The sequence below is a fragment of the Pseudomonas sp. TWR3-1-1 genome (assembly GCF_049896545.1).
In the GTDB taxonomy this organism is placed as follows: Bacteria; Pseudomonadota; Gammaproteobacteria; order Pseudomonadales; family Pseudomonadaceae; genus Aquipseudomonas; species Aquipseudomonas weihenstephanensis.
Window position 1 is genome coordinate 426187 of the sequence record NZ_JAFCUO010000002.1, and the last position, 21681, is coordinate 447867.

Genomic DNA, 21681 nt, shown 5'->3' on the forward strand with positions numbered 1-21681 from the left:
GGTAACATAATAACGTCTCTCTCAAAGATCGTCGCCGCCCATGCCTATTACGCCGCTTGCCAGCCGTCCTCACGACCATTCCCATTGCGTTCACAGCGCCCTCAGCGAGGCCGATACCTTGTGCGCGCAAAAGGGCCTGCGCCTGACCGCGCTGCGCAAACGTGTCCTGGAACTGGTGTGGCAGAGCCACAAACCGCTGGGCGCCTATGACATTCTGGCCGTGCTCAGCGAACAGGACGGGCGCCGCGCCGCGCCGCCGACCGTTTATCGGGCACTGGACTTCCTGCTGGAAAACGGCCTGGTGCATCGTATTTCGTCGCTCAATGCGTTTGTGGGGTGCAGCCATCCTGAGCACCCGCATCAGGGTCAATTCCTGATTTGCCGCACCTGCCACGCGGCCATTGAGCTTGAACAAAAGTCCATCAGTGACGCCATCGTCAACAGCGCACGCGATGTCGGCTTTACTGTCGAAGGCCAGACCGTCGAAGTGGTCGGGCTTTGTTCGGGTTGCCGGGAGGCCTGATGAGCACTGCGTTGATTCGTCTTGAACACGTCACCGTGACGTACTCCGGGCAAAACGTGCTGGACAATATCGAGCTGACGGTTGAGCCGGGCCAGATCGTGACCCTGATTGGCCCCAACGGCGCCGGTAAAACCACATTGGTCAAGGCGGTGCTCGGCTTGCTGAAACCGACGAGCGGTAGCGTATGGCGCAAACCCAAACTGCGCGTGGGTTATATGCCGCAAAAGCTGCACGTTGACCCGACGCTGCCCTTGTCGGTGCTGCGTTTTTTGCGACTGGTGCCCGGCGTTGATCGCGATCAAGCCTTGGACGCACTCAAAGAAGTGGGTGCCGAGAAGGTCATCGATAGCCCGGTGCAAAGTGTCTCGGGTGGCGAGATGCAGCGTGTCCTGCTGGCCCGGGCCTTGTTGCGCAAACCCGAACTGCTGGTGCTCGACGAACCGGTGCAAGGCGTCGACGTAGCAGGCCAGTCGGAGTTGTATGCGCTCATCACCCGCCTGCGTGATCGTCATGGCTGCGGCGTGTTAATGGTGTCTCACGACCTGCATCTGGTCATGAGCACCACCGACCAGGTGGTGTGCCTCAACCGCCATGTCTGCTGCTCGGGCCACCCGGAACAGGTCAGCGGCGACCCAGCTTTCGTTGAGCTATTCGGCAAAAACGCACAAAGCCTGGCGATTTATCACCACCATCACGACCACGCCCATGACTTGCATGGCTCGGTGGTCAACGAAGGTGCCGCACCGGCACCGGCACACGTTCATGGAGAAGGCTGCAAGCATGGCTGATTTTCTGTTTTACGCCCTGCTGGCAGGTTTGGCGTTGGCTGTGGTCGCAGGCCCCCTGGGTTCATTCGTGGTGTGGCGACGCATGGCCTACTTCGGCGACACGTTGTCCCATGCCGCCCTACTGGGCGTCGCCCTGGGCTTTTTGCTGGACATCAGCCCCACCATTGCCGTCACCGTCGGTTGCCTGCTGTTGGCCATCTTGCTGGTTACGTTGCAACAACGTCAGCCACTGGCTTCCGACACACTGCTCGGAATTCTCGCACCCAGCACCTTGTCCCTCGGGCTGGTCGTACTAAGCTTCATGCATGAAGTGCGGATCGACCTCATGGCCTACCTGTTTGGCGACCTGCTGGCGATCAGCCCCACAGACTTGATGTGGATCATCGGCGGCAGCGCCGCCGTACTGGCGCTATTGGTCGCATTGTGGCGACCGCTGCTGGCCATTACAGTGCACGAGGAGCTGGCCACCGTTGAAGGCTTGCCCGTTGCCGCATTGCGCATGACCCTGATGCTGTTGATTGCCGTCGTGATTGCGGTCGCGATGAAAATCGTCGGGGTGCTGTTGATTACCTCGCTGCTGATCATCCCGGCGGCCGCTGCACAACGTCACGCCCGTTCACCTGAACAGATGGCGTTGGGCGCCAGTTTACTGGGGATGGTGGCCGTGTGTGGTGGCCTGGCGTTGTCATGGTTCAAAGACACACCCGCCGGGCCGTCAATTGTGGTGTGTGCCGCTGCACTGTTTCTGCTGAGTTTTGTTCTGCCCCGTCGAGGGGTGTAGACTTGCTCGTTTTTTGCGCACTTAGAGAGCCGCAGGAATGAAGCTGTTCAACTATCGATATATGCTCCTGGCCGCATTTTGTGTGCTGCTGGGTGCTTGCCAAAGCACACCGACTGCCGACCAGATCGCGCAGCAACAACGTGCTGCGGCCATCGCTCAGCTGGAGCAAAACCTGGCCAGCAGCGAACTTGCCACCGCCGAAGACGAATTGGCGACCTTGCAAGCCCAAACCCCGGACGACCCGCAGTGGGTGCAGTACCAGCGCCAATTGGCTGAAGCCTACTTGCAACGCAGCCAGATCTTCCTGCAAAAGGGCGATGTGAATGCAGCCGCCACGGCGCTCAGCCGTGCCCGCACCTTGATGCCCAAGGCGCCTGCACTGACCAGCGGCGTCAACAGTGCCATTGCCCATGCACGCAAGGCCGAACTGGACAAAGCCGAAGCCGCCCTCAAGGCTGCCGAAGCGCGCCCACCGGCCAAAGTCATCGACCCCGCCGCCGAAAGCACCACGGTGGCGTTGAACATCGCCGATATTAAGAAACTTCGCCATCAACTGGACTTGATCGCGCAGGATATCGTCAACTACCAATGTGGCGTCACCTTGCAGGTGCCGCGCACGGCTGACTACCCTTGGCTGGCCACGCTGATCAGCAAACGCGTTAAAAAGCTCAACCCGGATTTCGACCTCAAGCTTGAACGCCAGATCGTGCGCCACGTACCGGCGCAAATGGTGCTGATCCCCAGCAAACCCTAAATCCGCGCGCCCCCACAGTGCCTGCGGGTGGCCGCAGGTTGCGATCTTTTGATGGATCGCAGCCTGCCCCCTCCGTTAAAAAGTGCTACATCACGCCGGAATCGCCTTAGCCTTCGGCTCCCGCGCCCATACCCGATGCTGGCCAATGGCGGCAAAGAACGCTTTAACGTCCTTGGCGTCCTTGAGCACCAACAACCCTTCGTCCGCCTGCACATGCAGCACGTCCAGGAGCTGGCTGGCTTCGCCGTGCAAGGCAATCGCCTTCAAGTGCTTGTAGGCTTCCAGCACATAATGCAAAGCCACCCCGTCGCCGCTGAGCGCCTTGATTGAGGCCGCACCGCCCGGCACATACACCGCGTCAAACGCCACCGAAGGCAAACCTTCCATCGACGCATCCACAGGCAACAACTTGCCATCGGCCGTTTTCACGGGCGCCGAAGTCGGCCCCAGTAATTTGGCGTGCGCGCCTTCTGCCGCCAGCGCCTGTTTGATGGCCTCAATCGCCGCACCATCAACACCGTTGGCCGCCAGAATCGCCACTTTTCGGGTTTTGATATTGCCCGGCAACAAGTTGGCCTGGCTCAACGCGGGCGACTGACTGAGGCTGGTTTTGCGTGCTGCGACCGTGCCCGCCTTGGGTGCAGGCAGCCCGAGGTTGTCAGCCACACGCTTGGCCAGCTCAAGATCAATGTTGGCCAGAATCTCATTCACTTGGCGTGCCCGAATGTGCTCGCGCTCGACCTTGCCCAACTCAAAGCTGTACGCCGAGATGATGTGCTCTTGTTCATGCTTGCTCATGCTGTGGAAAAACAGCCGCGCTTGCGAAAAATGATCGCTGAACGAGTCGCTGCGCTGGCGAATTTTGTTCGCATCAATGCGTTCCGGGTAGCTTTCAAACCCCCCATCGCGTGCAGCCGGCGGTGTTTCTTTCGGCCAGCCACCATCAATGGAGTTCGGCTCGTAAGACGCCCGACCGGTATGAATCGTGCTGCGATGCTGCGCATCGCGCTGGTTGTTATGGAAGGGCGCTACCGGGCGATTAATGGGTATCTCATGAAAGTTGGGCCCGCCCAGACGGCTGATCTGCGTATCGGTGTAGGAAAACAGTCGACCTTGCAGCAACGGGTCGTTGGAAAAGTCGATCCCCGGCACGATATGACCGGGGCAGAAGGCGACCTGCTCGGTCTCGGCAAAGTAATTGTCGGGGTTGCGGTTGAGCACCATCTTGCCCAGCGGGGTGATCGGCACCAACTCTTCGGGGATCAACTTGGTAGGGTCGAGGATGTCGAACTCGAACTTATGCTCGTCCGCCTCGCTAATGATCTGTACCCCCAACTCCCATTCCGGGTAATCGCCGACTTCAATCGAGTCCCATAGGTCGCGGCGATGGAAGTCGGTGTCTTTGCCTGCGAGTTTTTGCGCTTCATCCCACACCAGCGAACACGTGCCCGCGCTGGGGCGCCAATGGAATTTGACGAAATTGGACGTACCCTCGGCATTGATCAGCCGAAAGGTATGGACGCCGAAGCCCTGCATGCTGCGCAGGCTTTTGGGAATGGCGCGGTCAGACATCGCCCAAATCACCATGTGCGCAGACTCTGGCACCAGCGACACAAAGTCCCAGAAGGTGTCATGCGCCGAACCGCCTGTAGGAATCTCGTTATGCGGCTCAGGCTTTACGGCATGTACAAAGTCAGGAAACTTGATCGCATCCTGAATGAAGAACACCGGCATATTGTTGCCGACCAGGTCGAAGTTGCCTTCGTCGGTGAAAAACTTCACAGCAAACCCGCGGACATCACGCACGGTATCGCCGGAGCCGCGCGGCCCCTGCACGGTCGAAAAACGCACAAATACAGGCGTCTTTTTGCTCGGATCTTGCAGGAATCCTGCTTTGGTCAACGCCGAATGCGCTTCGTAGGTCTGAAAGTAGCCATGTGCGCCGGTGCCACGGGCATGCACGATGCGCTCAGGAATGCGCTCATGGTCAAAATGCGTGATCTTCTCGCGCATGATGAAGTCTTCCAGCAACGAAGGGCCTCTGGCGCCCACTTTGAGGGTGTTTTGATTGTCTGCAATCTTCACCCCCTGGTTGGTGCGCAGCGCTTGATCGGTCGCGTCATCCCTAAAAGGTTGGAGGCTGTCGAGTTTGACGTTCGTGTTGCCACGATCCAAGGTGTCGGTTCCGGCCATCTGGCTCTTGTTCGAAGACGGTTTTTTGCTGCTCATCAGACTAAACTCCTTGTTGGCAAAAGCCCCATTGGCCGGGCTTTGTAGACAAATGTCCCGAGACGGGAAGTGAGTTGCTCCACTAGTGACTGGCGGCCCTTGGCAGCGTTCCTTTTTTCTGACCTTTGATCGTCTTATTGCCAAATCAAAGGTTCGCGCACAAATAAATGCTAAGAACCTCTATACGGACAGGCTAAAATGCGCGCCCGGCTTACCGCTGATCTTCTTTTTACGCGCCCCACAAGGTTCGCTACGTGATTGAGTTTCATAACGTTCATAAAACTTACCGGGTCGCCGGTAAGGACATTCCCGCGCTGCACTCCACCAGTTTGCGTGTCGAGAGCGGCCAGGTGTTTGGCCTGATTGGCCACTCCGGCGCGGGCAAAAGTACATTGCTGCGCCTGATCAACCGCCTCGAAACACCGAGCGGTGGCCAGATCATCGTCGACAACGAAGACGTCACTGCGATGGACGCCAACGGCCTGCGCCGTTTCCGTCAGCAGGTGGGCATGATCTTCCAGCACTTCAACCTGCTGGCCTCCAAGACGGTGGCTGACAACGTGGCGCTGCCGCTGACGCTGGCTGGCGAACTGTCGCGCAGTGAGATCGAGCAGCGCGTCGCTGAACTGCTGGCCCGTGTCGGCCTGGCTGACCACGCCAAAAAGTACCCGGCGCAACTCTCGGGCGGCCAAAAACAACGGGTGGGGATTGCCCGCGCCCTGGCCACCAAGCCCAAAGTGCTGCTGTGTGACGAAGCCACCAGCGCCCTCGACCCGCAAACCACGGCCTCGGTGCTGCAATTGCTGGCCGAAATCAACCGCGAGTTGAAGTTGACCATCGTCCTGATCACCCACGAGATGGACGTGATTCGTCGCGTGTGTGATGTGGTCGCGGTCATGGATGCGGGCAAGATCGTGGAGCAAGGCCCGGTGGCCGATGTGTTCTTGCACCCCAAGCACCCGACCACCCGGCGTTTTGTGCAGGAAGACGAGCAAGTCGACGAAAGCGAACAGCGCGACGACTTCGCTCACGTGCCAGGCCGCATCGTGCGCCTGACCTTCCAGGGCGAAGCTACCTACGCACCTTTGCTGGGCACCATCGCCCGTGAAACCGGTGTGGACTACAGCATCCTGGCTGGCCGCATCGACCGCATCAAAGACACCCCTTATGGGCAACTGACCCTCGCCATCACCGGTGGCGACATGGACGCTGCTTTCGCGCGCTTCACCGCCGCCGACGTCCATATGGAGGTGCTGCGCTAATGGAAACCCTCTTGAGCTTCTTCTCTAATATCGACTGGTACGAAATCTGGCTGGCCACGGGCGACACCATGGTCATGCTCGGCGGCTCGCTGCTGTTCACGGTGCTGCTCGGTTTGCCGCTGGGCATCCTGTTGTTCCTGTGCAGCCCGCGCCAGTTGCTCGAACAAAAGACCCTGTATGCAGGCCTGTCGTTTGTGGTGAACATTCTGCGCTCGCTGCCGTTCATCATTTTGCTGGTGGTCATGATCCCGTTCACCGTGCTGATTACCGGCACCTCACTGGGTGTGGCAGGCGCGATTCCGCCACTGGTGGTGGGCGCCACGCCGTTCTTTGCGCGGCTGGTTGAAACGGCCTTTCGTGAAGTGGACCGCGGCATCATCGAAGCCACTCAGGCAATGGGCGCCAACACGCGTCAGATCATTACCAATGCGTTGTTGCCCGAAGCACGCCCCGGCATCTTTGCTGCGATTACGGTGACCGCCATCACGCTGGTGGGCTACACCGCGATGGCAGGCGTTGTCGGCGCAGGTGGCTTGGGCGACTTGGCCATCCGCTTCGGATACCAGCGCTTTCAACCTGACGTGATGATTGTCACGGTGGTGCTGTTGCTGATTCTGGTGCAAATTCTGCAAACCGTTGGCGATCGGCTGGTGGTGCACTTTTCGCGCAAGTAAGCGCGACCTCTCGTTAATAAACGTAACCGCCAGCTTCGCGGCTGGCAGGCACCTGAAGACAGGTGTTCACAAGGAGTTGCTGAATGAAGAAGTTATTTGCTGCTGTGGCCGCTGTAGCGGCGTTTTCGGCACAGGCCGACACGTTGACCGTGGCGGCTTCGCCGGTGCCGCACGCCGAGATTCTGGAGTTTGTGAAACCCGCGCTGGCCAAAGAAGGCGTGGACTTGAAGGTCAAGGTGTTCACTGACTACATCCAGCCAAACGTACAAGTGGCCGAAAAACGCCTGGACGCCAACTTCTTCCAGCATCAGCCGTACCTGGATGAATTCAACAAGGCCAAAGGCACGCAACTGGTCAGCGTGGCCAGTGTTCACCTTGAGCCACTGGGTGCTTACTCCGCCAAACACAAGAAGCTGGACGAGCTGCCAAGCGGCGCTAACGTGGTGATCCCCAACGATGCCACCAACGGCGGCCGTGCGCTGTTGCTGCTGGACAAGGCGGGCCTGATCAAGCTCAAAGACTCGACCAACATTCTGTCCACCATCAAAGACATCACCGAAAACCCGAAAAACCTGAAGTTCCGCGAACTGGAAGCCGCCACCATCCCGCGCGTGCTGACCCAGGTTGACCTGGCGCTGATCAACACCAACTACGCGCTGGAAGCCAAGCTGAACCCGGAAAAAGACGCGCTGGTGATCGAAGGCAGCGACTCGCCTTACGTGAACATTTTGGTGGCTCGCCCGGACGACAAAGACTCGGCAGACATGAAAAAGCTGGTTGCCGCACTGCACACGCCTGAAGTGAAAGCCTTCATTCTTGAGAAATACAAAGGCGCCATCGTCCCGGCGTTCTAAGCACTGCCCCTAAAAGCGGGTGCAGGCTGCGAGCAGTTGATTTTAAAAGCTCGCAGCCTGCGCCAGCGCCTACAGAAAATTTTGTCCCCCCCACTTACTTCCTCTCAACCAACCCCGGCAACTGGGCAACCATCTTTTGGTTGTTGAACGGTGCGCGGATGAAACCTCGCTGGGTGCCGTCCGGGCCAATCAGCGCCAAATTGCCGCTGTGATCGACCGTGTAGTTCGGCTTGCTGGTGTCCGCCGGAATAAACGGGATGCTCACCGCGTTGGCCAACGTTTGCAGCGCCTCAATGGAGCCGGGTGTCAGGCCCACAAACTGCGGGTCGAAGTAGCCCAGGTACTGTTTGAGCTGCTGCGGCGTATCGCGATTGGGGTCGACGCTGACCAGCACGATTTGCAGTTTGTCCTGCACCTCTTTAGGCAATTCACTTTTGATCTGACGCAGCTGGGCCAGGGTGGTCGGGCAGATGTCCGGGCAGAAGGTGTAGCCAAAGAACAGCAGGCTCCACTTGTCTTTCAGCTCATTCATCACCACCGGCTGGCCGTCCTGGTTGGTCATTTTCACGTCCGGCAGTTGGCGACTCTGCGGCAGCAAGATGATCCCCGCATCGATCAGCGTGGTGTTGTCGGCCTGACCTTGGCCCGACATGATTTTGTTAAACGTCAGGCCCATGACCAATGCCACCAGCGCAACGAGGATATAGACGGTTTTTTGAGTTTTAGTCATAGGTTCAACACTAAGTAGTGGTCGACAAGCAGCGCGATGAACAACGCAAACAGGTAGCAAATAGAGTACTTGAAGGTGTTGATCGCGGCGTGCGGCAGGGTGCCACGGTACAGCACCCACGCCCAATGCAGAAAGCGTGCGCCCAACCCCAGTGCACAGGCCAGGTAGAGCACGCCGCTCATGTGGATCACAAACGGCAGCAAGCTCACCGCCAGCAGCACGCAGGTGTACAGCAGGATGTGGACTTTGGTGTAGTGCTCGCCGTGGGTCACGGGCAGCATCGGGATGTCGGCCTTGGCATATTCAGCCTTGCGGTGAATGGCCAGCGCCCAAAAGTGCGGCGGGGTCCAGGCAAAGATGATCAACACCAGCAGCAGCGGTTCGGCACTGATATGCCCGGTCACGGCAACCCAACCCAACAGCGGCGGCGCAGCCCCGGCCAGCCCGCCAATCACAATGTTCTGCGGCGTGGCGCGCTTGAGAAAGCCGGTGTAGATCACCGCATAGCCCAGCAAAGACGCCAGCGTCAGCCAGGCCGCCAGTGCGTTGGTGAACACCAGTAACAACGCCAGCCCACAGACCGCCAGCAACAGGGCAAACGCCAGCGCCGACGCAGCAGACACGCGCCCCTGCGCCAGCGGGCGCTGCTGAGTGCGCGCCATCAGCGCATCAATGCGCCGGTCCACCACATGGTTAACGGCCGCTGCGCCGCCAGCGCACAAGCCGATGCCCAGGTTGCCGAACACCAGCACCGTCCACGGCACACCTGCGCGCGTGGCGAGAAACATGCCCACCAGCGAGGTGATGAGCATCAACACCACCACCTTGGGCTTGGTCAGCTCCAGATAATCACGCCACAACGCCTGACGCGGCCGTTCGCCAAGCAAGGTCGTCATGGCAGTTCTCCTTTGAGCAGGATGGGGCTGGGGGCCGGACGCCGGGGGCTGAAACGCCAACGGGCCAGACGTGGAGCTTTAACCCTGACCAGCGCCGTGCGCGCGTGGTAATTAACCAGCACCAGCGTCAGCAGCAACGCTGCACCACCCGCGTTATGTGCCACTGCGACGGCCAGCGGCAAACCGAACAGCACATTACTCAGGCCCAGGCAGATCTGGAGCGCCAGCGCTGACAGCAGCAACCCCGCCAGACGCGTCATGCCCACGCGGCGTAATTGCCAGGCCAGCCCCAGCAGTACCAGCGTCAGTAACAGTGCGCCCAGGCGATGGGTGAGATGAATCGCGGTACGTGCATCGCTGTCCAACTGGCCGCCCAAGTAATTGGGACCAATGTGTTGCGTAAGATGAAAACCGTTTGCAAAGTCGGCGTCTGGCCACCACTGACCGTGGCAGGTCGGCAAGTCGACGCAGGCCACCGCCGCGTAATTGGAACTGACCCAGCCGCCCAGTGCGATTTGCACAATGGCCAACACCAGCCCGGCCGTTGCCCAGCGCTGTAAACGCCGAGGCACGGCGAGGGCGGGCAACACGCCGGACAAACGCAACGTCAGTAAAAACAGCAGGCTCAGGGTCGCAAAACCGCCGAGTAAGTGCCCCGTCACCACCTGCGGCCACAGCTTGAGGGTGACCGTCCACATGCCAAACGCAGCCTGCGCCAGCACCACCACTAGAATGAACATCGGTAACTTGAGTGGCTGGTCGGCCACATGCCGTTGGCGCCAGGCACGCGCCGCCAGCAGGGCAATCACTAACGCCAAGGTGCCCGCAAAATAGCGATGCACCATCTCACTCCAGCCTTTTTCGACGTGCACGGGGGTGTCTGGAAAGTGCAGCTCGGCATGGGCCAACTGCGCATCCGTGTTGGGCACGCTGATAAAGCCATAGCATCCGGGCCAGTCCGGGCAACCCAGGCCTGCGTGGGTCAGACGGGTGTAAGCACCGAGCAATACCACCACCAGCGCCAGCAAGGTGGCAAACAACGCGAGGCGAAATCCGGCTTTGGCCATGGCGGTATTCCTATCCGATGTTGGACAGTTTCAACAGGTGGCGCAGGTCGTTGAGCACGTCCTTGCCTTTCACCCGTGGGTCGTAGCGCAGCACTAAATTGCCGTGAGGGTCGATGATCCACAGTTGCGCGGCGCCATTGCCTTGCGCGCCCTGTGTATAACTCGGCAGGTCCAGCGGGTAGCGCTGAAGTTGCGGGTATTCACGTTGCAGCAGGGCCGCGTAGTCATCCGCCAGCGGTTGGGCCATTGCCAACGCATGGGTCGCGCGTGAGGCATCGCGCCCCAGCCCCACTTGAATCTGTCGCGCCAGGTACACCAGTTGCTGGCAGTCCACAGCGCAGGTGCGCGGCGCCGTCACCAGCAATTGCCAGCGTGACTCCTGCGTTTGCACACCCAGGGCGGCGCGGCCCTGACCATTGCCAATCATTTCACCGTGATAGCTGCGGCTGTCGGGCACCCAGAACTTGAGCTTGTACATACCCGTGGCCAATACCATCGGGCCAAGGGTCAGCAACAGGATAAGAAGCAGTTGCAATCGCCCGCGCCGCCGTGAAGCAGATGCCTGAGTGCGAGCCGTATCAGGCGGATTGATGGCCGTTCCCATGGCGTTTCTCCTGCGCGTTATGCCAACCGAGGTACAGATAAAGACCGCAAAGGGCCAACGCCATGGCGAACCATTGCACGGCATAGGCAGTGTGTTTTTCCGGGCCCATGCCCGTGGCAATCACCGACCAGTCGGCTTGATACGCCACAGGCCCTGGCTGAATACGAATTTCATCTGCACTGCCTGATCGTCCCAATTCGGCCCACAACCTGGCCGGGAATACGGCGGTTATCAGGCGTGGCCAGTCGGCTTGCGTCGGGTCGGCGTGCAACTGGAACGGCGCACCGGGTGATTCATACACCCAGCCTTCAAGTTCCAGCAGTTGATCGGGGGTGCTGAACACAGGCGGTGTACGCCGACTCGGCCACTCGATCCAGCCACGATTGAGCAACAGCCATTGACCGCTGGCCAGGTCCTGAAACGGTTGCAACAGCTCTACACCGACCTTGCCGTCCCGTATGCGGTTGTCCAGCAACAGGCTGTGTTGCGCATCTAGATGACCGCGCAATTGCACCCGTCGAAACGCCGGCTCAGGGCTGTTCAGCAATTGCTCCACGCTGAGCGGTGCAGCGTTGCGGTGCTGGGCATAGGTGTCGAGCAACTGGCGCTTTTGCTCTGCGCGCTGGAGTTGCCAAAACCCCAGCAACACCAACATGGGCAACAGCACAGCCACCACCAACGTGGGCACCAGACCTGGGCGAAAGACCGTCATGATCGGCCGCTTACAACACGTAAACAAACAGGAACAACGCCACCCACACCGCATCTACAAAGTGCCAGTACCAGCTTGCCGCCTGGAATCCGAACTGGTGCTCGGCATTAAAATGCCCGCGCACAATGCGAATCAGCATCACCAGCAAAATCAGGGTGCCGATGGTCACGTGAGCGCCGTGAAAACCCGTGAGCATAAAGAACGTCGCGCCATATACCCCCGAACCCAGCGTCAGCCCCAGCTCTTGATAGGCGTGGATATATTCCTCGGCCTGAAAGCCCAAAAACGCGATCCCCAACAGCACCGTCAGGCCCAGCCACACTTTCAATGCGCCGCGCTGGCCTTTGTTCAACGCGTGATGAGCGAGGGTCAGGGTCACGCTGGAACTGACCAGCAGCACCGTATTGAGCAGCGGCAAGCCCCACGGGTTGATGATGTCTTTGGGCGCGGGGTAGAGGACCGGATCGGGGCTGTGCAACAGCGGCCAGGCGAACTGGAAATTGGGCCACAGCATATGCGCCACCGCCTTGCTGCCTTCGCCGCCCAACCAGGGGCCCGAAAAGTTACGCACATAAAACAGCGCGCCAAAGAAGGCGGCAAAAAACATCACTTCCGAAAAAATAAACCAGGTCATGCCCCAGCGAAACGAGCGGTCCAGCTGTGGGCTGTACAGCCCGGCGCGGCTTTCTTTGATCACCGCCCCGAACCAGCCAACCATCATGTAAGCCACCAGCAGACTGCCGACGAAGAAAATCAACGGGCCATGGGACTCGGGGCGCGTGGCCTTGAGGTCGTTGAACCATGTGGCCAGGCCGCAGACCGTCACCAACAGGCCGATGGTGGCAATGATCGGCCACTTGCTTTGAGCCGGGACGTAGTAGTGATCAGGGGTTGCCATGGAGCGTTCTCCTTATCGGGCTGGCCGGGCGACGTCATTGCCAGCAGCAGCGACGGGCGGTTGGCGCGCGGTGATATCGAACAGCGTGTAGGCCAGCGTCAGGTGCTTCACGTCCTTGGGCAGGTCGCGGTCGACGATAAAGCGCATCGGCATTTCAATGCGCTGCCCCGGTTGCAGCACTTGTTGGGTGAAGCAAAAACACTCGGTCTTGTGAAAATACTGCGCCGCTTGCGCCGGTGAGATGCTCGGCACCGCTTGCGCTGACATCGGATGGTCGGAGGGGTTGGACGCCACAAACACCATCTCGTAGACGCCGCCGGGGTTGACCACCAACTGTTCGCCCTTGGGGTAAAACTCCCACACCATGCCCAGATTATTGGTGGCCAAAAACTGCACCCGCACCTGACGGCGGGTGTCGACCACTTGCTCGCCTTCGTACTGCCCGGCGGTTTTACCGTTGATGCCAAATGCGCGGCACATCACGTCGTAGATCGGCACCAGGGCAAAGCCGAAGGCAAACATCACCACCACCATCAATGACAGGCGGATAACGAGACGCTTGATGGATGTTGAGTCGGCCATAGACGCTCCTGTTGCCTATAAAACCTCAACCCTCTCCCACCGGCAGAGGGTGGGTGAGGGCCAGCGGTTCACCTGATGTCTGGCGGAGTCGTAAAGGTGTGATACGGGGCGGGCGAAGGCACGCTCCACTCCAAACCTTCAGCCCCGTCCCACGGCTTGGCCGGCGCTTTAGGCCCGCCGCGTATGCATTTGATGACAATGAACAGAAACAACAGCTGCGTGGTGCCGAACATAAACCCACCGATCGACGACACCATGTTGAAGTCCGCGAATTGCAGGTTGTAGTCAGGAATCCGTCTCGGCATTCCAGCCAATCCCACAAAGTGCATCGGAAAGAAGGTCAGGTTCATGCCCACAAACGACAACCAGAAATGCAGCTTGCCGAGGGTTTCGTCGTACATGTGGCCGGTCCATTTCGGCAACCAGTAATAGGTCGAAGCGAAGATGCCGAAGATCGCACCTGGCACCAGTACGTAGTGGAAATGCGCCACGACAAAGTAGGTGTCGTGGTACTGGAAGTCAGCGGGCGCAATGGCCAGCATCAACCCGGAAAACCCGCCGATGGTGAACAGGATCACAAACGCCACCGCGAACAGCATCGGCGTCTCAAACGTCAGCGAGCCTTGCCACATGGTGCTGGCCCAGTTGAACACCTTGACCCCGGTCGGCACCGCGATCAGCAACGTGGCGTACATAAAGAACAGCTCGCCCACCAGTGGAATGCCGACCACGAACATGTGGTGCGCCCACACGATAAAGGACAAGAAAGCGATGCTTGCCGTGGCATAAACCATCGAGGTGTAGCCAAACAGAGGCTTGCGCGAAAAGGTCGGGATGATCGCACTGACAGCGCCGAAGGCCGGCAGGATCATGATGTACACCTCGGGGTGCCCGAAGAACCAGAACACATGCTGGAACAGCACCGGGTCTCCGCCCCCCGCAGCGCTGAAAAAACTGGTGCCAAAGTGGATGTCCATCAGCATCATCGTCACCACCCCGGCCAGCACGGGCATCACGGCGATCAGCAAGAACGCGGTGATCAGCCAGGTCCAGACGAACAACGGCATTTTCATCAGGGTCATGCCGGGCGCACGCAGGTTGAGGATGGTAGCAATGACGTTGATCGCGCCCATGATGGAACTGATACCCATCAAATGGATGGCAAAAATGAAATACGTCACGCTCTCGGGTGCGTACGTGGTGGACAACGGAGCGTAGAAGGTCCACCCGAAGTTCGGCCCGCCACCGGCCATGAACAAGGTCGATACCAGCAACAAAAACGCGGCGGGCAGCAACCAGAAACTGAAGTTGTTCATGCGCGGCAGCGCCATGTCCGGCGCACCGATCATCAGCGGAATCATCCAGTTGGCCAACCCGACAAAGGCAGGCATCACGGCGCCAAACACCATGATCAGCCCGTGCATGGTGGTCATCTGGTTGAAAAAGGCCGGTTCGACGATCTGCAATCCCGGTTGAAACAGTTCGGCACGAATGACCATCGCGAACGAGCCACCGAGTAAAAACATGCAGAAGCTGAACCACAGGTACAACGTGCCGATGTCTTTGTGGTTGGTGGTCAACACCCAGCGCATCAGGCCTTTGGCGGGGCCATGAGCATGGTCGTCGTGTGCAGGCCCGTGGTCATCAATAACAGCACTCATGTTCTGACTCCTTGCGCGCACATCAATGAACCGCTCATTTGCCTTGCGCCTGTTTCAGCGCGAGCACGTCTTTAGGGGTGACCATGTCGCCTTTGTTGTTACCCCACGCGTTGCGCTCGTAGGTCACGACCGCCGCCATGTCGACTTCTGACAGTTGCTTGCCGAACGCGGCCATTGCGGTGCCGGGCTTGCCGAAAAACACACGGTGCAAGTGGTCTTCAATAGGGCCGGTGGCAATCGGCGAGCCTTTAAGCGCCGGGAACATCGGCGGCAAGCCCTGGCCTTCAGCCTGGTGACACGCCACACAGGCGGTGTGATAGACCTTGTCGCCACGGGCGATCAGTTCCTCGCGGGTCCAGTCTTTACTGGTCAATTCCTTGAGTTGCGCAGCCTGAGCCTTGCGCTCCGCGAGCCAGGCGTCGTAATCGGGCCGGGTTTTAACGTCGACCACAATCGGCATGAAACCGTGGTCCTTGCCGCACAACTCGGCGCACTGGCCACGGTAGACGCCGGGTTTTTCGACGCGGGTCCAGGCTTCGTTGATAAAACCCGGTATGGCGTCACGTTTGACCGCGAAGGCTGGCACCCACCAGGAGTGGATAACATCGGCAGAGGTCACCAGAAAGCGCACCTTGGCGCCAATCGGCAACACCAGCGGCTCATCCACTTCGAGCAGGTAATGCTCATCCTTGGGGGCTTTGTTGTGGATTTGATCGGCGGGGGTGGCCAGATTGCTGAAGAACTCGACGTCCTGGCCCAGGTATTTGTAATGCCACTTCCACTGGTAGCCCGTGATCTGGATGTCGACATCCGATTCACTGCTGTCGTAGATGTTGATCAGGGTTTTGGTGGCCGGCACCGCCATTGCCACCAGGATGAGCAAAGGCACGACCGTCCAGAGGATTTCAACCGTGGTGCTCTCATGGAACTTGGCCGGTTCCTGCCCCGTGGAGCGACGATGAACAATCATCGACCAGAACATGGCACCGAAGACCAAAATGCCGATGACCACACAGATCCAGAAAATGGTCATGTGCAGGTTGAACACCGCATGGCTGACTTCAGTCGCACCGGGCGTCATGTTCACGGTCCAGGCGGCATGCGCCTGATTGAAAACAGACCACAACAACAGGCCCATCCATAGATGTGGATGTCGCTTCATTGCGGGTTCCCCTTTATTTTTCTTGTTATTGCGCCGGTGTGTACCTGCGTTACAAGGGGGCGGTTTTCAAACCAGTGAACCTTGACCGCCGAGCCTCGCCTGCTCAGGCAGTCGGGCATCATCAGAAAACGTTTACAAAATCGAGTATAGCCAGCGCCTTAAACCCCGCAATGTGAGGGGGCAAAACAGCGAAAAACTGACTCCAACGACAAATGGCACTCACTGCCCGGTCACAAAATGAATAACAATACGCGCCCTCTGAAAAAGGCCCTGGGTTTCACGTGGGCTATTTTTAACGATATTCCCTGTCTAGCGTTCCCCTGGAGTGCCCATGAACACCGCTGCCCTGCGCGAGCAGATCTTGCGTGCCCAACAGCATGAGGCCGATACAGGCCTGCTCGCTCGCCAATTGGAAGACACGCTGCCACACCTTCACACAGCCATTCATCTGCCTGAACTCGACAAAAATGCGGTCATGACCCGGTTTGTCAGTGCCTACATCGCTCAGGTGCCTGACTTGCTGGACGCGGCCAACGAAGTCGCCCGCGAGGCGGGTATCGAATCGCAAATCAAGCCGGTGCTGAAGATTGCCGAGCAGTTTTTTCTTCAGCCACCTGCACTGATGGCCGGGCACGTCGGGCTGGAAAGTTTGCTGGATGAAGCGTACCTGGCGCACCGCCTGGTGGAAGAGGTCAACGATCTGTACATCAAGCACTTCCAACAGCCGCTGATCCCGCTGGACACCACCGTGGCCAACCTGATCGCGCACCAATTGATCGGCGAAACGTTCGCCAACCAATTGGACGAAGTGGTGCACCACGCCGTTGACGAGATGCTCAACGACGAAAGCTTTGCGCTGGAGTCAGTCGAAGCCTACCGCGAGAAGCTGATCAGCCCACAGACCGGTGCTGCCTGGAAACGCTGGCCGTGCTTGTCCAAGCAGCTGGGCGTCGGGCTGAATTTTTAACCTGACAGGCGGTGGTTAAAAGCGCGCCTTGGGCGTCGCACTCGGGATCGGGGTAGCGCCATCGAGCGGCAGGAAGGCACCTTTGTCCGCGTCGTACGCTTTAATGGCGCTGGTTTCGATGTCGTACACCCAGCCGTGAATGAACAGATGCCCGCTGGCCATGCGCGATGCCACTGAGGGGTGCGTGCGCAAATGCTGCAACTGGGCAATCACGTTTTCTTCGGTCAATACGTGCATGCTTTCGGCTTCGTTGGCGCAGTTACAGTTGTCCTGCACCATGGTTTTGGCCACTTCTACGTGGTGCAACCAGGCTTTAACGGTCGGCATTTTTTTCAAGCTGGCGGGGTTGAGCACAGCCCGCATCGCGCCGCAATCCGAATGCCCGCAAATGATGATGTGCTGCACGCCCAATGCCAGCACGGCGTACTCGATAGCGGTTGAAACACCGCCGTTCATCTGGCCGTACGGCGGCACTACGTTGCCCACGTTACGGGTCACGAACAGATCACCCGGCGCACTTTGAGTAATCAGCTCAGGCACGATGCGCGAATCTGCGCAGGCGATAAACATGGCGCGCGGGCTTTGTGCGGTGGCCAGTTTTTTGAAGAAGGCTTCTTGTTCGGGGAAGATCTCGTGATGGAAATGCAGAAAGCCATCAACAATGTGGTGCAAGGCTGCATCGGCGCTGTCAGCGGTAGCAGGACCTGTGGCCGAGGCAGCAGGCTGCGGTTTTTGTTTATCACTCATCGCGTATTCCCCAAGGCAAAGTGGCACGCGATGTTACCTGAACTCAAATCCTGGCTCTACGTTCAAAAGCGGGTGGGGCCTACACGGTCCAGCACGCTGGCTGCCTCTTCCAGCTCCAGTTCACTGAACACCTGCACCCCGGCCTGGGTCAGTAACGCTGCCGTCACCCCTTGGCCTTCGACTTTGATCCCGCTGAAGCTGCCGTCGTAGGTCAAGCGGTTACCGCATGAAGGGCTGTTGGCCTTGAGAATGGCAATTTTAATGCCGTGCTTTTCGACCAGCGCCAACGCCTGCTGCGCGCCGCAGACAAAAGCATCGGTGACATTTTCGCCGTCCGCGGTCATGACCGGCACCTTGCCGCTGAGCACTTGCGTGCCTTGGCCACCGGGAATCTCAGCGGCGGCTCGCGGTGTGGGCAACCCACCGGCGACCTCGGGGCATAGCGCAATCACTCGGCCTTCGGCCTGCCATTTCGTCAGCTGTGGATAAGGCCCGCTGGCCCCGCCGTCATAGCGCACGCGATGGCCCAACAGGCAGCGGCTGACCAACACTTTTTGGCTCACAACAGCACCTGCGCTGCACGCCGCCGAAACCAGCCCGTCAACGACAGACGGTCGCGGGTCGCGGGCATCACTTCGTGAGGGACTTCGCCCGACAAAAACACCACCAGGCACCCGCCGGTCGGCAACACGTCGTACTCACCCCGGTCGTCGAGGTACATACGCAAATGCCCGCCGTGCTCAGGCAGCCAGGCGTCGTTGAGGTACACCACCGCCGAGACCATGCGACGGTCATCGTCACGAAAACGGTCCAGATGCTTGAGGTAAAACGCGCCGGGCGGGTACATCGCAAAGTGACTTTCGAAGTCTTCCAGGCCCAAAAAAAGCCTGCGATTCATGGCGATTCGCAGGCTTTCCATTAAGCCGAGATAACTGTCACAAGCCAGTGCTTCACCGGGCTCCAGCCATTGGATATGGTCACCGCGGATACCTTCGCGGACCTCCTGATTGGGCCCACGCCCGACCGCTGCCGGGGACAGTTCACCCTGCACCGAACGTTTATGGCACTCGGCCGCCAGCTCCTGGGTCAAATCCTGGGGCAGAAAGATGTTTTGCTGCGACCATCCCTGTGCGTACAGGTCGTCGACAATGCGCAGCAGCAGCGGATGATCAGAAGGTATTTGCATGGCGGGCATAGTATCCATACGCCTCAAAATCTGACAGAGCCGCAGAGCGGTGTTCTGAAATAAATACCGCTCGCACATTTAAAGCGGGTTGGGAGAGACGATATCTCGACAAGTCCTACGCCACACCCGGACAATAGCGACCTGCTGACAGGAGTCCTTCATGCGCCGCTTGTTTTTATCGTTACTTATTTTTTGTTCATTACCCGCATGGGCTGACAACCTGGATGACTTGTTCAAGGTGGCTGGCTGGTCAGACCAACGTGCGCATTTCAATGACGCCCTGAGTGCCGCCCAAGAGCGCTATCGCAGCAACTTGCCGCCTGCTGTTTATCAAGCGTTAGTGACCAACAGCAGCCAGCGCTTCAACCCGCAAGCAATGGACAAGCGGGCCAAAGATCAAATGCGCAAGAACTTGCCGGATCCGGCCCCGGCGCTGAGCTTTTTTCAGTCCCCGCTGGGAAGCAAGATCGTGGCCGCCGAATTGCTGGCCACACGCCGCGACCAGTTGGCCAAGCATGCACAGGGCTTGCCGCGCATCGAGGCCAGCGCCACTCGCCAGCTGTTGATCAATCACTTGTCCAATGCGCTGCCAGCGCGTGAGGCCGGTGCAGAAGTGAGCCTGGCCATTGCCGGCGTCGCCGCAGACAGTTTGAGTTCAATGATCCCCGGTTTGCTCGGCGGTGGTCAGGCGCAAAGCATGCTCAATGGTCAGCGCCAACGGTTGATGGAGCAAATTGGCGGCGAATTGGATAACACCTTGCTCTTCGTCTATCGCGATTTGTCTGACCCTGAACTGGAAGAGTTCGTGACCTTCGCCGAGTCCCAAGACGGCAAAGTGTATTACCAGGCAGCCCTGACGGCGGTGCGCGCAGGCCTTGCCGTCGGGCAAAGCGCGTCGAGCCTGGCCCCGTAGGCGTTTTAGGACCTAAAGATCGCAGCCTGCGGGTTAGTCGTTGAAGTGCTGATCCAGAAACGCGAAGTAGCGCGCACGTATCGTGTCTGTTTCGTTGGCCAGATGGTGGCGTGCCTCAGGCAATAACAGCACCTCGGGCCGCGTGAATTTGGTTTTCAACACCCCCAGGTTGTGCCGCCAATCCACCGTTCTATCGGCCTCGCCCTGAATGATCAGCAGCGCTCGCGCACTCGGTGCAGCCTCTTCAATACGCCCGATCCAGCGCGCCAATGCGCCGACCCAGGCCGTGGGCAAACGCAGCGGCTGTAGCGGATCGGCCAGCAAAAAAGGCATGAAGTCAGGGTTATTGGTGTTTTCGCTAAAGCGTCGGGCAATGCCTTTGACGAACGGGCGCAGCAGGTAATAGCTCAATTTTGACCAACGCCAGTCTTTGGGTCGCACCAGCGGCGCCATCAAGATGGCCTGCCCTTGGGCCGGACTGTGGGTGCCCTGATGCAGCAGGTGATCAATCACAATCGCGCCGCCGGTGCTTTGCCCACACAAATGCCACGGTTGCGGCAAGCCAAGCGATTGCGCCTCGATGAACAAACCCTGGAGCGCTTCCTGATACTGGTTGAAATCGCCAATGCTGGCCCGTTCGCCGCTGGACAAGCCATGCCCCGGCAAATCACAGGCAATCACCACAAAACCTCGGCTCAGCCCCCATTCGATCACATGCCGATACAACCCCATGTGATCGTAAAACCCGTGGATCACAAACAACGTCGCCACTGGCGCACCCTCGGGCCACCACACTTGGCTGACCAAATCGTAACCACCGGCGCGGTAACACCCCAGTTGCCGTTGCACGGGCGCGGCGTGATGCGCAAAGTCCAACCCGTAAAACCGCTGGTAGGCCAGCCCCTCGCTCGATAACGGCCGGGCTGCGGCTAAAGGCTGCAAACTGGCGCGTAAGGTGTCGGGGGAAAACGGGGCAGGCATAAGGGCTTCCAAACAGGGCGCGTGCGCGCAAAACAGGCTTTATAGACCGTCGATATTCATCTGTCAGGTCAAGCATGGCAAGCTACGCGGCCTTCGAGGATCTTTTTGCATGCGCCTGCCCACCTTCAAAACCCTGCTTGCCTGCGCGTTCACCCTTACCTGTGCGCTCAGTTTGTGGGCCGCGTATGACTGGTTTCAGGGGCGTTACATTCGTGCATTCAGTGATCAAACCGCGCTATTTGCCGGAGATGTATTAAGCCTGCCCGCCGAACTGTCCGGGCCGGGGCCGATTCGCGTGGTGCACTTTTGGGACCCGGCCTGCCCGTGCAATGTGGGTAATCAGCAGCACCTGAGCGAACTGCTCGCGCATTACGGACCGTTGGGCGTGGTGTTTTATTCGGTACAAAAACCCGGCACCCACGGCCAACTGCCAGCCACCTTGGGGGCGATCAAGCCGTTGACCAACCTGCCCGGCGCTGAGCACCTGAGCGCAAGCCCGGCCGTGGCGATCTGGGACCACAGTGGCCAATTGGCTTATTTCGGGCCGTACAGCGAAGGCGCCACCTGCAATGCCAGCAACAGTTTTATCGAACCCATCCTGCAAGCGCTGAGCGCAGGCCGCCCGGTAAGAGCCACTCACACTATGGCTGTGGGCTGTTATTGCCCGTGGCAGGCCGATCACGTCACCCCGTGATGGCGCTTTAAAGAAC

The 21681-nt window shown here is 59.1% G+C and carries 24 protein-coding genes; 10 read left to right on the forward strand and 14 right to left on the reverse strand.

Annotation, left to right across the window (positions count from 1 at the left end):
• Positions 1-40: 40 nt before the first annotated feature.
• Genes ACP7A4_RS07500 through ACP7A4_RS07515 form a run of 4 tightly spaced genes read left to right on the forward strand, consistent with a single transcriptional unit; the run spans position 41 to position 2846 of the window.
• Entirely contained in the window at positions 41-523 is a 483-nt protein-coding gene (locus tag ACP7A4_RS07500; RefSeq protein ID WP_048363903.1) for a Fur family transcriptional regulator, read from the forward strand.
• A complete protein-coding gene (gene znuC / locus ACP7A4_RS07505) occupies positions 523-1311 on the forward strand; it encodes a zinc ABC transporter ATP-binding protein ZnuC (protein ID WP_048402058.1) in 789 nt (262 codons plus the stop codon). Before ACP7A4_RS07500 ends, znuC begins: the two co-directional genes overlap by 1 nt.
• Positions 1304-2092, forward strand: a complete 789-nt coding sequence (znuB, locus tag ACP7A4_RS07510) for a zinc ABC transporter permease subunit ZnuB (protein WP_059765820.1) — start codon at positions 1304-1306, stop codon at positions 2090-2092. Before znuC ends, znuB begins: the two co-directional genes overlap by 8 nt.
• A gap of 37 nt (positions 2093-2129) precedes the next feature.
• Positions 2130-2846: a PA5502 family lipoprotein gene (locus tag ACP7A4_RS07515; RefSeq protein WP_203302055.1), complete on the forward strand. Its 717-nt coding sequence runs from the start codon at positions 2130-2132 to the stop codon at positions 2844-2846.
• A gap of 90 nt (positions 2847-2936) precedes the next feature.
• On the opposite strand, the gene katE is transcribed toward ACP7A4_RS07515, so the two are convergent.
• Positions 2937-5129, reverse strand: coding sequence for a catalase HPII (katE, locus tag ACP7A4_RS07520; protein WP_082706854.1), 2193 nt, complete (start codon positions 5127-5129; stop codon positions 2937-2939).
• A gap of 200 nt (positions 5130-5329) precedes the next feature.
• Here katE and ACP7A4_RS07525 point away from each other — a divergent pair, with 200 nt between their 5' ends.
• The 3 genes from ACP7A4_RS07525 to ACP7A4_RS07535 all read left to right on the forward strand — a co-directional run bounded on the left by ACP7A4_RS07525 (position 5330) and on the right by ACP7A4_RS07535 (position 7865).
• Positions 5330-6337 carry a methionine ABC transporter ATP-binding protein gene (locus tag ACP7A4_RS07525; protein WP_048363898.1) on the forward strand — a complete coding sequence of 336 codons (1008 nt, stop codon included), beginning with the start codon at positions 5330-5332 and terminating at the stop codon, positions 6335-6337.
• Entirely contained in the window at positions 6337-7011 is a 675-nt protein-coding gene (locus ACP7A4_RS07530; protein ID WP_203302056.1) for a methionine ABC transporter permease, read from the forward strand. Before ACP7A4_RS07525 ends, ACP7A4_RS07530 begins: the two co-directional genes overlap by 1 nt.
• An 83-nt stretch (positions 7012-7094) precedes the next feature.
• Positions 7095-7865 (forward strand): MetQ/NlpA family ABC transporter substrate-binding protein, encoded by a 771-nt coding sequence (locus ACP7A4_RS07535; protein WP_059765830.1) that lies wholly within the window; start codon positions 7095-7097, stop codon positions 7863-7865.
• A gap of 94 nt (positions 7866-7959) precedes the next feature.
• On the opposite strand, the gene ACP7A4_RS07540 is transcribed toward ACP7A4_RS07535, so the two are convergent.
• The 9 genes from ACP7A4_RS07540 to coxB all read right to left on the reverse strand — a co-directional run bounded on the left by ACP7A4_RS07540 (position 7960) and on the right by coxB (position 16177).
• Positions 7960-8595: an SCO family protein gene (locus tag ACP7A4_RS07540; RefSeq protein ID WP_203302057.1), complete on the reverse strand. Its 636-nt coding sequence runs from the start codon at positions 8593-8595 to the stop codon at positions 7960-7962.
• A complete protein-coding gene (gene cyoE / locus ACP7A4_RS07545; RefSeq protein ID WP_059765836.1) occupies positions 8592-9491 on the reverse strand; it encodes a heme o synthase in 900 nt (299 codons plus the stop codon). The genes ACP7A4_RS07540 and cyoE overlap by 4 nt, the downstream gene beginning before the upstream one ends.
• The gene (locus ACP7A4_RS07550; protein ID WP_426246227.1) at positions 9488-10558 is read right to left on the reverse strand and encodes a COX15/CtaA family protein; all 1071 of its coding nucleotides are present in this window, start codon (positions 10556-10558) and stop codon (positions 9488-9490) included. Before ACP7A4_RS07550 ends, cyoE begins: the two co-directional genes overlap by 4 nt.
• A 10-nt stretch (positions 10559-10568) precedes the next feature.
• Complete coding sequence (locus tag ACP7A4_RS07555; RefSeq protein ID WP_048363892.1) at positions 10569-11162, reverse strand: hypothetical protein; 594 nt, start codon at positions 11160-11162, stop codon at positions 10569-10571.
• Complete coding sequence (locus ACP7A4_RS07560; protein ID WP_426246228.1) at positions 11137-11874, reverse strand: SURF1 family protein; 738 nt, start codon at positions 11872-11874, stop codon at positions 11137-11139. Before ACP7A4_RS07560 ends, ACP7A4_RS07555 begins: the two co-directional genes overlap by 26 nt.
• Before the next feature lie 10 nt (positions 11875-11884).
• Positions 11885-12772, reverse strand: a complete 888-nt coding sequence (locus ACP7A4_RS07565; protein ID WP_059765846.1) for a cytochrome c oxidase subunit 3 — start codon at positions 12770-12772, stop codon at positions 11885-11887.
• Positions 12773-12784: 12 nt separating this feature from the next.
• Positions 12785-13354 (reverse strand): cytochrome c oxidase assembly protein, encoded by a 570-nt coding sequence (locus tag ACP7A4_RS07570; protein WP_048363889.1) that lies wholly within the window; start codon positions 13352-13354, stop codon positions 12785-12787.
• A 68-nt stretch (positions 13355-13422) separates the two neighbouring features.
• Positions 13423-15015, reverse strand: coding sequence for a cytochrome c oxidase subunit I (gene ctaD / locus ACP7A4_RS07575; RefSeq protein ID WP_048402066.1), 1593 nt, complete (start codon positions 15013-15015; stop codon positions 13423-13425).
• Between the two features lie 34 nt (positions 15016-15049).
• Entirely contained in the window at positions 15050-16177 is a 1128-nt protein-coding gene (gene coxB / locus ACP7A4_RS07580) for a cytochrome c oxidase subunit II (RefSeq protein ID WP_048363887.1), read from the reverse strand.
• A gap of 331 nt (positions 16178-16508) precedes the next feature.
• On the opposite strand from coxB, the gene ACP7A4_RS07585 reads away from it, so the two are divergent.
• Complete coding sequence (locus ACP7A4_RS07585) at positions 16509-17144, forward strand: hypothetical protein (protein WP_203302059.1); 636 nt, start codon at positions 16509-16511, stop codon at positions 17142-17144.
• 15 nt (positions 17145-17159) lie between these two features.
• Here ACP7A4_RS07585 and ACP7A4_RS07590 read toward each other — a convergent pair whose 3' ends face one another.
• The 3 genes from ACP7A4_RS07590 to ACP7A4_RS07600 all read right to left on the reverse strand — a co-directional run bounded on the left by ACP7A4_RS07590 (position 17160) and on the right by ACP7A4_RS07600 (position 19086).
• Entirely contained in the window at positions 17160-17891 is a 732-nt protein-coding gene (locus ACP7A4_RS07590; protein WP_059765851.1) for a carbonic anhydrase, read from the reverse strand.
• A 62-nt stretch (positions 17892-17953) separates the two neighbouring features.
• Positions 17954-18454, reverse strand: a complete 501-nt coding sequence (locus ACP7A4_RS07595) for a DUF523 domain-containing protein (protein WP_426246231.1) — start codon at positions 18452-18454, stop codon at positions 17954-17956.
• Positions 18451-19086, reverse strand: a complete 636-nt coding sequence (locus ACP7A4_RS07600; RefSeq protein ID WP_059765855.1) for a 2OG-Fe(II) oxygenase — start codon at positions 19084-19086, stop codon at positions 18451-18453. Before ACP7A4_RS07600 ends, ACP7A4_RS07595 begins: the two co-directional genes overlap by 4 nt.
• Before the next feature lie 151 nt (positions 19087-19237).
• Here ACP7A4_RS07600 and ACP7A4_RS07605 point away from each other — a divergent pair, with 151 nt between their 5' ends.
• Positions 19238-19990, forward strand: coding sequence for a DUF2059 domain-containing protein (locus ACP7A4_RS07605; RefSeq protein WP_059765857.1), 753 nt, complete (start codon positions 19238-19240; stop codon positions 19988-19990).
• 33 nt (positions 19991-20023) lie between these two features.
• Here ACP7A4_RS07605 and ACP7A4_RS07610 read toward each other — a convergent pair whose 3' ends face one another.
• Complete coding sequence (locus ACP7A4_RS07610) at positions 20024-20971, reverse strand: alpha/beta hydrolase (protein ID WP_426246233.1); 948 nt, start codon at positions 20969-20971, stop codon at positions 20024-20026.
• Between the two features lie 109 nt (positions 20972-21080).
• Here ACP7A4_RS07610 and ACP7A4_RS07615 point away from each other — a divergent pair, with 109 nt between their 5' ends.
• On the forward strand, positions 21081-21665 hold the full coding sequence (locus tag ACP7A4_RS07615; RefSeq protein ID WP_059765861.1) for a DUF6436 domain-containing protein: 585 nt from the start codon (positions 21081-21083) through the stop codon (positions 21663-21665).
• Positions 21666-21681: the final 16 nt, after the last annotated feature.